Origin of the sequence: Acidovorax delafieldii 2AN, from assembly GCF_000175235.1 — a bacterium.
Classification (GTDB): Bacteria; Pseudomonadota; Gammaproteobacteria; order Burkholderiales; family Burkholderiaceae_C; genus Acidovorax; species Acidovorax delafieldii_B.
Genome location: NZ_ACQT01000007.1, coordinates 1 through 13,887 on the forward strand (window position 1 = coordinate 1; position 13,887 = coordinate 13,887).

Genomic DNA, 13,887 nt, shown 5'->3' on the forward strand with positions numbered 1-13,887 from the left:
GCTGCGCAGCAAGGCCTGGCCGGCGGGGACTTCGCCAAAAACGGTGATGCAGATATTGAGCGGGCCTTGCGTGGTGTCGCCGCCGACCAGTTCGCAGCCGTGCGCATCGGCCAGGGCCAGCAGCCCGCGCGAAAAACCCGCGAGCCACGCCTCGTCCACGTGTGGCAGCGCCAGCGCCAGCGTGAAGCCCAGCGGCCGGGCGCCGCAGGCGGCAAGGTCGGACAGGTTCACGGCCAGGGCCTTGTGCCCCAGCGTCTCGGGCGACACGTCGGCAAAGAAGTGGCGGCCCTGCACCAGCATGTCACTGGAGACGGCCAGGTGCATCCCGGGCGCGGGGGCCAGCAGTGCGCAGTCGTCGCCCACGCCCAGGGCGGCGCGCTGCACAGGGCGCGTGAAGTAGCGTGCGATCAGGTCGAATTCACCCATGGACCGAGCATAGGCCATATGCCAGCACTATTGCTGCAGCTCGGCGACAGGGCCATAGTGGCCGCCCCATTGGCTTGTTTTGTCCGGAGGTCGTATGAGTCGTGTCTCTCGCATCGCAGCCGTTGTGGCGGCAACTTCTGGTGTGCTTTTGGCCGCCGCGCTGCCCGGGGCCGCCTGGGCGCAGGGGGCCAATCCCTTTGTCGGCAAGTGGACCGTGACATGGGACGGCAAGAGCCGGCCGCAGCAGGCAAATCTGGAGATCACCGAGTCGGGCGGCACCTGGAAGACCCTGGGCGCCAAGAGACTTGATGCCTGCATCTGGCCTGCGGCGCCCATCGAGGTGCGCAGCGCCGGTGCCAAGGAAATGGTGTTCACCATTCGGTTTTCCGAGGCGCTGCAGGGCTGCAAGGACAGCGAGGTGAAGCTGACGCAGCAAGATGACGGCCGCGTCACCGGCGAGCGCAGCGGCAACCGGGATCTGACGCTGACGCGCAGATAGCGCCGCACTGCGGGCGCGCCGAGTCTCGTCTACAGTGGCTGGCCACGAAAGCGCTGCGCCGCCTGCCGGCTCACTTCGGCCAGCAACTGCTCCTTGCGCTGGCGCTCGCGCAGCCAGCGCGCGTCATTCTGGCCCGCTTCGGCCTCGGTGCGCAGCATGTGCATGGCGTTGGCGGCGCCGTGCATGGCGGCGTGGGTGGCGATCTGGTCCATGGTCATGCGAATATGGTCGCGCAGGGGCATGTGGCTGCCGGTGGAGGGGTCCACATACACGGCGTCCATGCCGAAGCGGCAGGCCTGGAAGCGGTTGTAGGTGTAGACGAGGTAGTCGTCCTCCTGCGGCATGAACGGCTGGTCGGCCAGGAACCAGGCCCCCAGCGACTGCACAAAGCCCGCCAGCGCGGCGGCGCGCTCGATGGTCAGCGGGGTGTCGAACACGCGGATCTCGATGGTGCCGAACTCGGGCTTGGGGCGGATGTCCCAGTAAAAGTCCTTCATGCTCTTCACAACCCCGGTGTGCGTCATCTTGTTGAAGTACTCCGTGAAGTCGTCCCACGTCAGGGCAAAGGGGGCACGGCCCGACAGCGGAAAGGCGAACACCGAGTTCAGCCGTGCCGAGTCGAATGCCGTGTCCTGCCCCTGCACGTAGGGGCTCGACGCCGACAGCGCGATGAAGTGCGGGATGTAGCGCGACATGCGGTGCAGCATGAGCAGCGCGGCATCCGCATCCGGGCAGCCAATGTGCACGTGCTGGCCGAAGATGGTGAACTGCTTGCTCAGATAGCCGTAGAGCTGCGAGAGCTCCTGAAAGCGGGGCTTGTCGTAGATGCGTCGCTCATGCCATTGCTGGAACGGATGGGTGCCTCCGCCCACCACGGCGATGTTCAGCTTGTCGGCGCTGCGCACCAGTGCATCGCGGATGGGGCTGAGCTGCCCCAGCACTTCGCTGGCCGAGTGGCAAATGCCGGTCGAGACCTCGATCATGCTGTTCGTCATCTCGGGCACCACGCTGCCGGGCAGGGGCACCTTGCGCATCAGGCGCAGCATGTCTTCGGCATAGGGGGCCAGATCGTAGTCGTGGGTGTTGACGAGCTGCAGTTCCAGCTCGACGCCCAGCGTCAGGGGCTCGGAATGGTGAAAGGCTTCAAGGCTCACTGGTATCTCCATTGCCGCCGCGCGAAAGCGGGGCCCAGGGTTTCGAACTCTCGCCTGCGCGGTAGACCGCCACGGTGGCGATCACCGCGCCCAGCACTTCCATGAGCAGGATGGCGGGCAGCGCCACGCGGGAGATCAGGTGCCCCGTGGAGGGCGACGCCACCACGAACTGCGACGCGATGAGCAGGGCGATCGACGACATGGGCGTCATGGCGCAACCCACCCACAGCGCCTGTCGCCAACTCGCGCCGCTGCCCACGTTGCCCAGGCCCACGCCCACGGCCTTGGCGAGCAGGCGCACGGCAATCAGCGCCAGCACCACGCCGGCGACGGGCCCGCTCCAGTCGGCCTGTGCCGCCACGGTGGAAACCAAAACGAACATCAGCATGGTGAGCAGCGATGAGGCGTTGCCCAGTTGCCGCGGCCAGGCCCAGGGGCGTGGATTGAGTTGCTTGAGCAGCATGCCGCCCAGCAGGGCCGCCAGGGGAGCAGAGCCCCCCATGTGGGCTGCGACGGCGGTGCCCGCGGCGATGAGGGCCAGCAGCAGCATGGAGGTGTTCTCGCTGGTCGGGCTCATGAAGCGCAGGGCCATGCGCAGCAAAAGCGACAGGACCGCGGCCACGATGATCGACACGCCCAGCACCACGACCACCGGGTACACGGTGTCCATCAGCGTGATGCTCTGGCGGTTGATCTGCTCGGCGCGTGCGCTGCCCAGCGTCAATGCATACAGCGTGGACAGGGTGGCCAGAACGATGGCACGCTCGGTGACGGGGCCGGCGGCGCGGGTGTCGGCCACCACGCGCGTCAGCACGGCGGGCGACGCGGCCAGGGCCACCAGAGCCAGAGGGCCCGCCACGCGCGTGGGCACGTCCAGCCATACCAGTACCCAGTAGACGGCGAAGTAGGTCAGCGCCGATTCGGCAATGCTCTGCACGAGCACCATGGGGTTGTGGCGAAACCAGCGCAGTGGAATGCGCGCGCCGCACTCGAACAACACAATCGAGACGCCCAGCTCCAGAAGGAACAGCCCGATGCCTTGCAGCGGCCATACCGCGCCGCTGAAGCCCGCCAGCCCCGCAGCCGTGCCCACCAGCGAATAGCCCACGACCTTGGGCAGCCCCGTGTGCCGCTGGCACAGATACCCGGCCACTGCGGCCACCGCCAGCAGCAGCGACCATTGCACGGTGGGCAATCCGGCCGAAGGGCGCAGCCACTGCGCCCAGAAGCTCAGGATGTCATTCATGTCTTGGATCCTCTTCATCAGACGGGCTGTAGCCCGGTGGGGGGAAGGCAGGGCACGGCGGCTGGCCGCGTGGTGGTCCTTCCCGGCAGTGGGCAGAATTTACATGCGGAAACGTTAAGCGCCTGTAGGACAGGAGCGTTCGTGTCTTCGCAGGCGGAGTGCCCGAATTGCCCCGAATCAGCTGGCCTGGCGAGCAGGCAGAAAAAAACTCAGGGGCGCGTTGCGCACACGGCGGCGCATCGCCGCGTAGATGCGTGACCGATCCACGCCGCTCACGTCGTGGGCGCGCAGGGCCAAGCGAAAAGCCAGATAAAAACTCACGCCTACGTTCAGGGCACCCAGCAGCGGAAGCGTGGCAACCGCCCACCAGAATGCGCCCAGGTGCAGGATGCTCCAACCCAGCGAAGCGGTGGCAGCGCCGATCTGGCCCGAAGACAGTGTGACATGGCGGACGTCGAGGCCCAGTCCGAAAAACCCTGCAAACGCGGGGACGAGGCCGAGCATGAAGCCCAGCGAAATGTTGGCAGCCAGGCCGGAAAGGTTCTCGCGCAGGAAGCGCGCCCAGCGCGCCGCGCGCTCCTTGCCCAACCACGCCGTGACGCGCGGGTTGTAGTGCATGGCCGAGTCGAGGCGGTGCAGTACGAACCAATTCTCGGTCCAGCCCGCGATGATGCTCGATGCGAACAACAGCACCCCCGTGAAGGCGGCGAACAGCAGCGATGGCCCGAGCAGGTGCAGCGATGCCAGCACGTGTGCGGCCTCGTCTGCACTGACGGCGGGCGATCCCTTGGCCCAGCCGATGGCCAGCGCGAGGCACAGCACCAGCGGAAACACCACCAGCACGTTGCCCAGCACGGCGGCCACCTGCGAGCGCACCAGGTGCGTGATCTCGTCCACAAAAGACTCGATGGCATCACCGGAGACCAGTTCCTTGAGTTTGGCTGCCATGGCGGGCGCCGTCATGGCCGGCTGCTTGGTGGCCACGGTGAAATGCAGCAGCTGAACCAGCACAAAGCTCAGCGCGTAGTTCAGCCCTGCCCAGAAGCCGCCCCAGAATGCCGAGAGGGCCAGCGCATACAGCGCAAACTTGACCAGTGTGGTGAAGGCCATCACGGCCCCGCCCCCGGCCGCGTTCCTCACCATGGCGAGGTATTCCGCCCGGGTGCGCGTGATGTAGTACTCGCCGGTTTCGGCGCTGCGTTCGGCCACCTTGGCGGCCAGCAGCGATGAGTTGGTGGCCACCAGGGCGCGCAGGCTGCGCCGCTCTTGCCCCACCGCCACAAGGTGCGCCAGCAAGCGGGCGGCAGTAGCGGCGGGCTCGGCCGCAAGCAGGCAGTCCAGCAGATCACGCACCCGCAGGATGCGGGCATCCAGCTGGCGCAGGCGGAAGACGAGGTCCACCGAAATGCCGTTGTCCTCGAAATGGCTGTACACCGTGGCAGCGGCGGCACGGCACGCTTCCAGCCGGTCCTGCAGGCGCTGGGTGGCCTCGTGGAGCCGTTCGGGCGTGCGCAGGGCATGCAGCACTTCCACGCGAAGGCTTTCCACGTCGCGGATCAGCGCATGGAAAGGCTGCGCCTCGCGGGCGGATTCGCTCATGCGAAGGCGCATCCCAGGCGCAAAACCGGTCGAGAGAATCTGGCCCGCGCAGTAGGTGATGGCGTCGAGCAAGGCACGTTGCCAGGGCGAGGCCCCTTGCGAGGAATCGGGCACCAGCACCGCAGCCAGTCGTTGGAGTGTTGCGTCGTCCAGAGCGGCAAGCCATTTCGCATCGAAGGCGCCAGGCAGGGCCAGCACGAACAGCTCGGATGCATCGATGGTTTCCGGGCTGCGCGGCAGCAGCTTGTTGCGTATCTGCTCTGCCGCCTCGCTCAGCAGGGCGGTGCCCCGTGCAAAGCCGAAGTCGGCCAGCAGGGTGGTGATGTCCACGGAATTCACCAGGGTGGTCCACCACGCCTGCAGCCGGTGCTGGATGTCAGGACGGGCCTCGACCGCCTCGACGAACAGTTGGACGCGGGCCGTGGCGCCGGCCACCGAGTCGGCGGGGCCGCGCACCCATGCGAGAAGTTCGATCAGCCAGACATGCCGCTGCGCCAGACCGGCGTGGGGGTCGAGCGTGGCCAGCAGCTCGGTCAGGTCCGGCGCTTGGCGCTTCAATGCAGCACCCTTCCGCTCAATGGCTGCCCCGCAAGGCCTGGCTGGAGGGCTTCGAGCACAAACAGCGGAACGGGGCAGGGGAAGGGCTCGCCATCTTCAGCCACACAGTGGAAGGTGCCGTGCATCGTTCCACTGGCTGTGCGCAGGCTGCACCCGCTGGTGTACTGGAAAGACTCGCCAGGCTTGAGCAACGGTTGTTGTCCAACCACGCCCAGGCCCTTGACTTCCTCGGTGTGTCCCCTGGCGTCACTGATGATCCAGTGGCGCGAGATGAGCTGTGCCGGCGCCTCGCCCGCATTCGTGAGGGTGATGGTGTAGGCGAAGCGAAAAAGCTCCTCGTCGGGAGAGGATTGCTCCGGCAGATACTGCGGCTGCACGTGCACGTCAAACTGGTACTTTGGCATGAGCGAATGGTAACTGCGACAATCCGGCCATGAGCCGAACCTTTCGCATTGCCCCCTCGATCCTTTCCGCCGACTTTGCACGCCTGGGCGAAGAGGTGCGCAACGTCGTCGCCGCAGGCGCCGACTGGATCCACTTCGACGTAATGGACAACCATTACGTGCCCAACCTTACTTTTGGCCCCATGGTCTGCCAGGCGCTCAAGCCGCATGCCAAGACGCCCGCCGGAGTGCCCGTGCCGGTGGATGTGCACCTCATGATCCAGCCGGTGGACGCCCTGGCGGCGGCTTTTGCCGATGCCGGTGCCGACTACATCAGCTTCCACCCCGATGCGTCGGGCCACGTGCACCGCAGCATCCAGGCCATTCGTGCCAAGGGTGTCAAGCCCGGGCTGGTGTTCAACCCCGCCGAACCGTTGGATGTGCTGGACTGGGTGATCGAGGATATCGACCTCATCCTCATCATGAGCGTCAACCCCGGCTTTGGCGGCCAGAGCTTCATCGATTCAGCGCTTCGCAAAATCGAGTCCGTGCGCAAGCGCATCGATGCGTGCGGCAAGGACATCCGCCTGGAGGTCGATGGCGGTGTCAAAGCCGACAACATCCGGCGCGTGGCCGATGCGGGTGCCGATACCTTCGTCGCGGGCAGCGCGATTTTCGGCAAGCCCGACTACGCCAGCGTGATCAAGGCAATGCGAGGTGCCCTGGCCAGCTGACGCGGTGGGTGCAAACAAAAAAAAGGCCGACAGCAATGTCGGCCTTTTTTGTTGGACGCGCACTGGTCAGCGCGCGTTTTCCTGGTACCAGAAGCGGCGCTTGCGCGGTACGCCCAGCAGGGCGGTGGATTTGCCTGCCTCGATGCCGGACTCCTTCGCGTTGGGGGCGCCGATCACGAATTCCTTCTGCTTGGTCACTTCCGTGGTCGTGCCGTCCGCATTGGTTTGCGTGTAGGTGATGGTCACGAATCCGGCCACGGGGCTTGGTGGCAGTCCGCCGCCATTGAGCTTCTGGCTCGTTGCCGCACGGCAGAACAGGGGCGCCGCGTAGGTGCGTGCCTCGCCCAGGTTGGCCGAGCAGGTTTCGCCCGGAGGTGTCGGCTTGTTGGTCCCGAAGTAGGTCTGCCCACGGAAGGTCGTTGCGGCATTGACGATCTTCTCGCCGGCCGTCATCGGGATGTAGCAACCCGCCGTCATGTCGTCCGTCGTCCCCGATCGGCCGAGCGCTGCCGCCAGGATGGGGGTGAAGCCCGTCAAGGTTCCCTTGGAGATGCGGTCGTCGAAAACGGTGAAGAACCGGTCTGCTCCTGCCGTCGTTGTCTGCAGGGGTTTTTCGCGGTCGCCAGAACCCACTTGCACGGCGGTGAAGGTGCGGGTGGGCACCACGTCGGGGGCGTAGAAGAATTTGCGCGTGTCAGTGCCTGCCAATGACGCCAGTTTGTACATTCCCCAGTTGGCCACGGCGCTCGAAGTGGAGGTTTCCAGATCGATGCGGTAGACGTTGCCGCCCGTGTCCACGGCGTAGGCGCGGTCGGTATAGCCGTCATAGTCGGAGTCGACCAGCGTCACATCGGCAGGAACGCTGCGTGCCGTATCGAACCGCTTGAGCACCGCACCCGTGAAGGCGTCCAGCACGTAGACGGCGTTGCCCATCGTGGTCGTGCCGGGGGTTGAAGCGTCTTCCGCGGCGGCGTCGTAGCCACCGCCCATGATCAGCACGGGGTTGGTGTTCCCCTTGATCTTCGCGACGCGGGCCTCGGACCACGTCTGGCCCAGCACGCTCCAAAGGCTGTCGGAGTCGGTGCTGGACTTTTTCCACAGGAACTTGGGCTGTGCGGGATCGGTCACGTCCAGTGCATAGATGAACCGGCCGCCGCGCCGCATGCCAACGTACATGTACACCTTTTCGTTGGTGCCGTCCGCAGCGACCTTCTGGTAGACGCTGATGGGGCCGTCCACGAAATAGTCCCGTGGGCGGGGCTTGGACGGGGATGTCTCGTCGGGCACGATCGTGGTGGAGATGCGGATTTCTGGTGTGTTGCTGCGCAGTCGCGCGAGCTTGCCGAAATGCTCTTCAGGGATGAATCCCCACAGTTCCTTGCCTGCGTCGGTTCCGGTCTGGTTGCCATTGATGGCGCGCAGCATGCCGTCGTTCGAGCCGTAGAACACCACCACACCCGTGCTGCCACCATAGTTCACCACCGCAGGTCGTGAATGCAGGATGTCGCCATGCACGCTCGGACGGATGGTGGTGGCCGGAGTGGTAGTGGGAACAGGTTCGCCTGCATTGTTGGTGCCGCGGACCCAGTTGATCGTGTTGGCGTCCAGCGTGGATGGCAAGGAGTTGTTCGAGGTCGCGAACTTTGCAGATGCCGTGGTGGCCAGGTTGGTGTTGGCTGCGCAACTGATGCAGGTATAGATGTTGCGCCCAGTCTGACTGGTCGCGTAGGCGCTGCGGATCAGTTGCGCCACCCCCCTTTTTCCACCACTTCGCCGTCGGGCGAGTCGGAGGATGTGGGGGGGGTTCCCATCGGCTCCTTGGTCCAGAACGTGCTCGAAGACGTCCAGAAGGAAATTGCCGTGGGCGAGATGAAGCCCGAAGCGCCGCTGACGGCAGCGTTGCCGTCGGCCCCGGCCAGGAACAGCGTGTCCGTGGGTATGTCGTAGCCGAACTTGTACTGTTTGAGATTACCACGCCAGCGGGGCTGCGAGTCAGGGTCAGGGCGGAACATGCCCATGAACACCTGGTTCTGGTAGGTGCCGCGCGCGTTCACACTGACGGGCAAGCTGGCAGACGAGAACACGCTGTCGCTGGGCTGGAGTTGGTTGAAGATGGACGTGAGTTTCAGGGCCAAGTCAGTCCCTGCAGAGCTGACGGCGAAATACTCGCCACCGCTGTGGGTGGCCATGCTGCTCAGCAGTGCGCTCCACCCAGGCCCTTGCCCCGTGGTGATGGGATCCACGTCCAAGGTGTAGGTTGTGATCTTGCTGGGGGAGCTCTTCATGAACCACGCCCATTCGTCCGCGTAGTTGCCCTGCGAACCGTTGGGCGTCAAGTCCGTGATGTCGGCGGGGCGCGCAAGCGGAATGGCAGCGTAAGCGTCTGAAAGGCGCCTGGATGCCTCGGCGTTGTCGGCGTTGTTGTCTTGCGCGGCGCCGTTGCTGATGTAGATGATGAAGTTGCGCGCGCAGGCCTCGATAAAGGGGCTGCTATAGGGCGACCCCGGGAACGATGGTAGGGCGTTGTTGGGCAAGGCGTAGATGGCTTGGGAGGCCGCAGCGCCAAAGACGTTGCCCGCATAGTCCGCCTTGACCTTGTTGTTGCCCGAGTTGGGCGCCGCCCCGGTGAAATAGTAGTAGGCCTCGGCCATGGTCTTGCCGGCCTTGCCCCCGTTGGACTTGTCGCCCAGTTTGTCGAGGCTCAGGAGCAAATCGGTGAATTTCGTCTTGTAGACATCGTCCAGGGGGCGAACGGCGGCGCGAATGTACCCGCCGTCAACATTGCTATTAGGGCTTCCCGTTTCCGTGAAAAGCATCAACCCCACGCGGTATTTGTTTGCTGGAAGGGCCCTGATTGTGCTGACGATGGCCGCAATTTCGTTGGTGAAGGCGTTGTTCCAGTTGGCGGTGTTGTCCAGCAGGATGAGCACATTCGGTGGATCCATCGTGGACGTGCCGCTGTAGATGTCGATGTCGCTGGTGTATTGGGCCAGGGCAGGCAGAGAAGCGGCGAGACCGATGGCCAAGATGGTCCACCGGCGCAGATGGCGTGTTGTGAAACCTTGCATGGTGAAACTCCTGGTGGTTACTTGCAGAAACTGGACACTTCGTTGCCAAAGACGACGATGGCGACGCCCTGGTTCACTGCAACCTTGGTCTGCGTCTGGGGATCGCTGACCTGGGCTCTCACGTTCCATTCGCTGTTGGCACAGCTTTCGGGGTCAACCCCTGTTTCGGGCGTCTCACGGTCGACGAACGTCCCCCCTTGCTTGGGCGAGGGGCGGCATGGCGCATAGACATCCACTGTTGTGGGGTTCTTCGGTGCTGCGGGCAGGTCGCCCGCCAGGATCGGCTTGGCGCGTGTGCACTGCGGCTTGGGCGACAGCACGGCCGTGTAGTCCGTCGTGCCGTTGCCGTCCATGTCGACCAGGATGGGCGATGCAGCCACCCCGTCTGGATTGGTGTGGAATGTGGATGAGCTGATGGTTTTTTCCACCGCCAGCTGCGCGGCCGACAAGCTCTCTTGACGTGCTTGCGTATTGCCGACGATGCGCATGTTGCCCGTCGAGCTGTTGAAGGCGCTGATGGCGAAGAGGCTCATCAGCACCAGAAAGATCAAGGCAACCACCAGGGTGGCGCCTCGTTGGGAGGCTAGGGTTTTCATGGCGATGACGGTGATGACGCCGGGGTGGGGGGCGGTGGAACCTCGCGCAGGCCTGCCACATTCGTCAGACGCACGGTGGTGGTATAGACGCGGCGCTTGAACCCGCTGTTGTCTCCGGTTGAACTGGCGGGGCCGAGAACGTAGGCTTTCGCGCTGTCGTTGTAGTCGGGGGATCTCTCGGTGGTTCTGGAGAGCAGGTGCAGGCGCACCGCCACGACGTTGGCCCAGTCGTTGTCACGGGCACCCACCACTCCGCTCAAGCCGGTGCGGAAAATGTCGGGCGTGCCCTTGCTCGTGTCCGTGGCGGGGTCGGCGTCGGCCGGGTCCGTGGTGTCGAAACCGTATTCGAGCACCATGTTCTCGATACCTTCGGCCAGGGGTACGACCGTCATCTGGGTGCCGCGCAGTTCCGCCATCTTGAGCGTGGGCGTGGTGTCGCTGCCGCACTCATTGCAGTCGGCGATGTAGTAGATGCGCGAGACGTACTGGCGGACCTGGTTGGTGGCGTTGCACTGCAGGTTCTTCAGGGTGAAGTCAGCTGCCGTGGCGGACACGATGAACGGGTCGGCGACGGGGTCCGTGACGCAGCGGGACGTCTGGACGTGAGGCGCGCTGGCAGTCACGGCTGCCGGGGCTACCGCATCCGCGCCGAGCCGGTGGACTGCAAATGCGACGGTTCCTGCCTTGTGGTTGGCCACGCAGGTGGCGGGCAGCGCATCGACTTCTGTGGGCGAAAGGCCCATCAGTGGCAAGGGAACCTTGGGGTCGGATGGCGCCGTCTTGTCCCACCCGAGGCTGTTCAAAGCCGTTGCGCACACGTCTGGGGTGGTGTAGCCCAGAAAATCGGTCGGAACTTCACCGTAGAAGCCCGCCAGGCTCAGATCGTCGTGCAGCAGTTCTACGGCATAGCGGCCGTTTTCGATCTGGCGGATGCTCTTCTCCAGTTCGTTGCCTGACTGGCTGCTGTTCGCAAACAGCAGTGAAAGGCCGGCCACCAGGACCATGCCGATCGTGAGTCCCACCATCAGTTCCACCAGCGAGAACCCCCGGTGCATCCGGGGCTGGAATGGCTTCAAAGGGAAAGTTCGGGTACGTTTCATGGCCGTGTCAGGGGGTTGGGTCGACAAGTTGAGCGACCTGCATCACGACAGAAACGACACGGCGGGTGTCTTCGCTGCTGTATGCGTTCAGACCACAGGTGTTGGCGGGGGCGCCGCTGGGTTGCATGCCTTGCCACGCCACTGCGATGAGGTATTGATTCGCTGCGGGGCTGGTGATGCAGCCACGCGCATTGAGCATGGCGCCCACCTTGGTTCCCCCTTGGATTTCTCCGGCTCCTCGCAGTGCCGTGGCCCACTCGCAGGCGTCTTTCTGGGCTGCGGTGAGGGCTGGGTCTGCGCAATTGCCTGGGTCGGTGGTTCCGATGTTGTTGGCCACGTAGGCCGCAGCGTTGGCGCGGTTCAGCCGCATGCGTTCTGCCATGTCGTTGGCGAGAATCAGGGCTTGCGAGCGCTGGTATCCCTCCAGGTTGGCCACGGTGGTGCGCGCCTGCAGTCCGACAAAGCCCAGCACGCCAAATGCCACGATCAGCATGGCGATGAGTGCTTCGATGAGGGCAACGCCCTCTTGCGTGCGTAGATGTATTTTCACGTTGGGCATGCCGTTGTGGCGCTCTTGGGACGGCCCGATGGATCAAGTGAGATGCATCGGTTGCGAGTGGCGCTGCTGTTGGTCAGCGAGAAGCGCGCCACCGCCGTGGCGCTCGAAACCCGCCCGTTGCGATCAAATGTGACGGTGGCCGGACCGCTGAAGGTCACGCCGTTGCCCACAGGGTTCTTTTTTGCCACCACTTCGGTGCCCACCGTCACGCTCCAGCCCGACTCCCAGTGCGCGGCATCGCCCGACGCGGGGCGCAGAGTCACGGGGGTGGCGATGGAACCGCGCTTGAGCGCCTCGTTGCGTGCCAGCGTCAGGTCCGCCATCAAGTCAAAGGCCGCCGCGCGCATGCGTTGGGTTTCCAGCAGGGATTGGAACGACGGCGCGGCCAAAGACATCACAACCGCCAGCAGGGCGACCGTGACCATCAGCTCGACGAGCGTGAATCCGGCGTTGGAGGGGCGGGCGGCGACGGTCATGGCAAGTCCTACCAGCAGCCCGTCTGGGCGCTTCCGTTTTTCACCGCGGTCTTGGCGCCCGTGTGGTCTATGCCCAGCGTTCCGCACTTGTCGGCGGTTTGGCCGCCTTGAGGGGTGGCCGTGGCTGTGAAGGAGGGCGGCGTGCTGGCGGGTGCCGCAATGTCGATCGTGTAGAAGGACGTGACCTGGGTTGGAACGGTGATGGCGAGAGACGCCGCGGTGGCTGCGTAGTTGCGGGTGTCGAGCAATCGCTGCTGTTGGCGCGTGCCGATATTCATGAGTACCGATTGCGCCTCAGCCCTGCGGGATTTACGCAAGTGGTCCTGGTACGACGGGTAGGCAATGGCCGCCAGGATGCTCACGACTGCTACCGCAATCATCAATTCGATCAGGGTGAATCCCTTGTAGCGCTCCATGCCGTTGTCCCCTTTGCCGAAATGCGGCACTGATGTGTATGTGAAATTATCACATTTGAAGAAATGTTAACGGTTGCTGCCGATGAGCGGCGTTGAATTGGGGATGAGCGGTAGGGTGGCATTACCCGTGAATCCGTTGGATCGGTGACACGCAGCGGACCGCCGGGCTCTTGGGCTGGCTGGCAAAGGCGCAAAAAGTCGAGGAAAATGCCGAGCTATTCCGAAGATTCATGCAAGACCGACTTTCCTGGACCCAAGCCGCCTTCGAGCGCATCCTGCGACCGGCGGTTCGGCTCGCCCTGGCTATGGGGTTGAAACATGCGCAACTTGAGGAAGTGCTGCGGGACCTGCTGCTGGACGAGGCGCGCAGTCTTTGGCTCAAGCAAGGGGAGGCGAAACCCAATCTCAGCCAACTGTCCACGACCACCGGGCTCAACCGTAAAGATGTGACGGCGCGCGTGCGAGCAACCCGAACGCCTTTACCTGCGACGGAGGGCTCTGCCGCGGCAAAGGCCTATACAGCCTGGCTGCAGCTCGTTGCGGAAGAGCCCATGCACCGGCGGTTGCCAGTGGCCGACAGCGGGGATGGCCCATCGTTTGAACTTTTGTCCCGGTTTGCGACCCGAGGCAATGTGCACCACCGTGCGGTTCTGGACGAATTACAGCGACTGAATCTTGCGACCGTGGCCGACGGGATGACAGAAATGGCGGGGGATGGGTTTGTGCCAGCCGCCAGCCTGCAGGACATGCTGGCCTTCCTGGGAGACAACGTGCGAGACCATCTGCAGGCCGCGGTGTCCAATACGCTTGGAGAGCAGCCCCGCATGCTCGAACGCGCTGTGTACGCGTCGGGGCTGGCGCTGGAAGACTGCGAGCGCATCCACCAGCTTACCCGCGAGCATTGGGACACGGTCCACCATCGGCTGGTGCGGGAGATGGCGGAATCGGTGAACCAGGCGGACGGCCAGGGGGGCGGCCGTCTGAGGGTGGGCATTTATACCTATTATGAAAAGAGCCAGAACCTGGGGCAGGAACTGGATGGCCCCCGGGCCGAAACCATCAAATAAATCGGA

The 13,887-nt window shown here is 64.4% G+C and carries 15 protein-coding genes; 3 read left to right on the top strand and 12 right to left on the bottom strand.

Going from position 1 to position 13,887, the window contains the following annotated elements; translation table 11 throughout:
• The coding region (locus ACDELDRAFT_RS02380) for an AIR synthase related protein (protein ID WP_040327838.1) at positions 1-426 on the bottom strand (426 nt) is incomplete at its 3' end.
• A 148-nt stretch (positions 427-574) separates the two neighbouring features.
• Here ACDELDRAFT_RS02380 and ACDELDRAFT_RS02385 point away from each other — a divergent pair.
• Complete coding sequence (locus ACDELDRAFT_RS02385) at positions 575-925, top strand: hypothetical protein (RefSeq protein WP_157764855.1); 351 nt, start codon at positions 575-577, stop codon at positions 923-925.
• Positions 926-954: 29 nt separating this feature from the next.
• Here ACDELDRAFT_RS02385 and ACDELDRAFT_RS02390 read toward each other — a convergent pair whose 3' ends face one another.
• From ACDELDRAFT_RS02390 to apaG, 4 genes are all read right to left on the bottom strand, one after another.
• Positions 955-2,079: a YbdK family carboxylate-amine ligase gene (locus tag ACDELDRAFT_RS02390; RefSeq protein ID WP_040327820.1), complete on the bottom strand. Its 1,125-nt coding sequence runs from the start codon at positions 2,077-2,079 to the stop codon at positions 955-957.
• Positions 2,069-3,325, bottom strand: a complete 1,257-nt coding sequence (locus tag ACDELDRAFT_RS02395; RefSeq protein ID WP_005793156.1) for a cation:proton antiporter — start codon at positions 3,323-3,325, stop codon at positions 2,069-2,071. The genes ACDELDRAFT_RS02390 and ACDELDRAFT_RS02395 overlap by 11 nt, the downstream gene beginning before the upstream one ends.
• Before the next feature lie 177 nt (positions 3,326-3,502).
• Entirely contained in the window at positions 3,503-5,482 is a 1,980-nt protein-coding gene (locus ACDELDRAFT_RS02400; protein ID WP_005793158.1) for a site-specific recombinase, read from the bottom strand.
• A complete protein-coding gene (gene apaG, locus ACDELDRAFT_RS02405) occupies positions 5,479-5,886 on the bottom strand; it encodes a Co2+/Mg2+ efflux protein ApaG (RefSeq protein ID WP_005793159.1) in 408 nt (135 codons plus the stop codon). Before apaG ends, ACDELDRAFT_RS02400 begins: the two co-directional genes overlap by 4 nt.
• Positions 5,887-5,915: 29 nt before the next feature.
• On the opposite strand from apaG, the gene rpe reads away from it, so the two are divergent.
• Complete coding sequence (gene rpe / locus ACDELDRAFT_RS02410; RefSeq protein ID WP_005793160.1) at positions 5,916-6,599, top strand: ribulose-phosphate 3-epimerase; 684 nt, start codon at positions 5,916-5,918, stop codon at positions 6,597-6,599.
• Positions 6,600-6,665: 66 nt separating this feature from the next.
• On the opposite strand, the gene ACDELDRAFT_RS23535 is transcribed toward rpe, so the two are convergent.
• Genes ACDELDRAFT_RS23535 through ACDELDRAFT_RS25960 form a run of 7 tightly spaced genes read right to left on the bottom strand, consistent with a single transcriptional unit; the run spans position 6,666 to position 12,844 of the window.
• Positions 6,666-8,351 carry a pilus assembly protein gene (locus ACDELDRAFT_RS23535; RefSeq protein ID WP_005793161.1) on the bottom strand — a complete coding sequence of 562 codons (1,686 nt, stop codon included), beginning with the start codon at positions 8,349-8,351 and terminating at the stop codon, positions 6,666-6,668.
• Positions 8,339-9,667: a hypothetical protein gene (locus ACDELDRAFT_RS23540; protein WP_005793162.1), complete on the bottom strand. Its 1,329-nt coding sequence runs from the start codon at positions 9,665-9,667 to the stop codon at positions 8,339-8,341. Before ACDELDRAFT_RS23540 ends, ACDELDRAFT_RS23535 begins: the two co-directional genes overlap by 13 nt.
• 17 nt (positions 9,668-9,684) lie before the next feature.
• On the bottom strand, positions 9,685-10,263 hold the full coding sequence (locus ACDELDRAFT_RS02420; RefSeq protein ID WP_005793163.1) for a pilus assembly PilX family protein: 579 nt from the start codon (positions 10,261-10,263) through the stop codon (positions 9,685-9,687).
• Positions 10,260-11,363 carry a PilW family protein gene (locus ACDELDRAFT_RS02425; protein ID WP_198403202.1) on the bottom strand — a complete coding sequence of 368 codons (1,104 nt, stop codon included), beginning with the start codon at positions 11,361-11,363 and terminating at the stop codon, positions 10,260-10,262. The genes ACDELDRAFT_RS02420 and ACDELDRAFT_RS02425 overlap by 4 nt, the downstream gene beginning before the upstream one ends.
• A gap of 7 nt (positions 11,364-11,370) precedes the next feature.
• Positions 11,371-11,922, bottom strand: a complete 552-nt coding sequence (gene pilV / locus ACDELDRAFT_RS02430; protein ID WP_005793165.1) for a type IV pilus modification protein PilV — start codon at positions 11,920-11,922, stop codon at positions 11,371-11,373.
• A complete protein-coding gene (locus ACDELDRAFT_RS02435; RefSeq protein ID WP_005793166.1) occupies positions 11,910-12,398 on the bottom strand; it encodes a GspH/FimT family pseudopilin in 489 nt (162 codons plus the stop codon). Before ACDELDRAFT_RS02435 ends, pilV begins: the two co-directional genes overlap by 13 nt.
• Positions 12,399-12,406: 8 nt before the next feature.
• Entirely contained in the window at positions 12,407-12,844 is a 438-nt protein-coding gene (locus tag ACDELDRAFT_RS25960; protein ID WP_269763807.1) for a type IV pilin protein, read from the bottom strand.
• Positions 12,845-13,044: 200 nt separating this feature from the next.
• Here ACDELDRAFT_RS25960 and ACDELDRAFT_RS02445 point away from each other — a divergent pair, with 200 nt between their 5' ends.
• Positions 13,045-13,881 (top strand): DUF6502 family protein, encoded by an 837-nt coding sequence (locus ACDELDRAFT_RS02445; RefSeq protein ID WP_005793168.1) that lies wholly within the window; start codon positions 13,045-13,047, stop codon positions 13,879-13,881.
• Positions 13,882-13,887: the final 6 nt, after the last annotated feature.

Coding starts and splice junctions, on each gene's coding strand:
- ACDELDRAFT_RS02395 (WP_005793156.1), bottom strand. CDS start 3,325: ATGAATGACATCCTGAGCTTCTGGGCGCAGTGGCTGCGCCCTTCGGCC.
- apaG (WP_005793159.1), bottom strand. CDS start 5,886: ATGCCAAAGTACCAGTTTGACGTGCACGTGCAGCCGCAGTATCTGCCG.
- rpe (WP_005793160.1), top strand. CDS start 5,916: ATGAGCCGAACCTTTCGCATTGCCCCCTCGATCCTTTCCGCCGACTTT.
- ACDELDRAFT_RS23540 (WP_005793162.1), bottom strand. CDS start 9,667: ATGCAAGGTTTCACAACACGCCATCTGCGCCGGTGGACCATCTTGGCC.
- ACDELDRAFT_RS02420 (WP_005793163.1), bottom strand. CDS start 10,263: ATGAAAACCCTAGCCTCCCAACGAGGCGCCACCCTGGTGGTTGCCTTG.
- ACDELDRAFT_RS02425 (WP_198403202.1), bottom strand. CDS start 11,363: ATGAAACGTACCCGAACTTTCCCTTTGAAGCCATTCCAGCCCCGGATG.
- pilV (WP_005793165.1), bottom strand. CDS start 11,922: ATGCCCAACGTGAAAATACATCTACGCACGCAAGAGGGCGTTGCCCTC.
- ACDELDRAFT_RS02435 (WP_005793166.1), bottom strand. CDS start 12,398: ATGACCGTCGCCGCCCGCCCCTCCAACGCCGGATTCACGCTCGTCGAG.
- ACDELDRAFT_RS02445 (WP_005793168.1), top strand. CDS start 13,045: ATGCAAGACCGACTTTCCTGGACCCAAGCCGCCTTCGAGCGCATCCTG.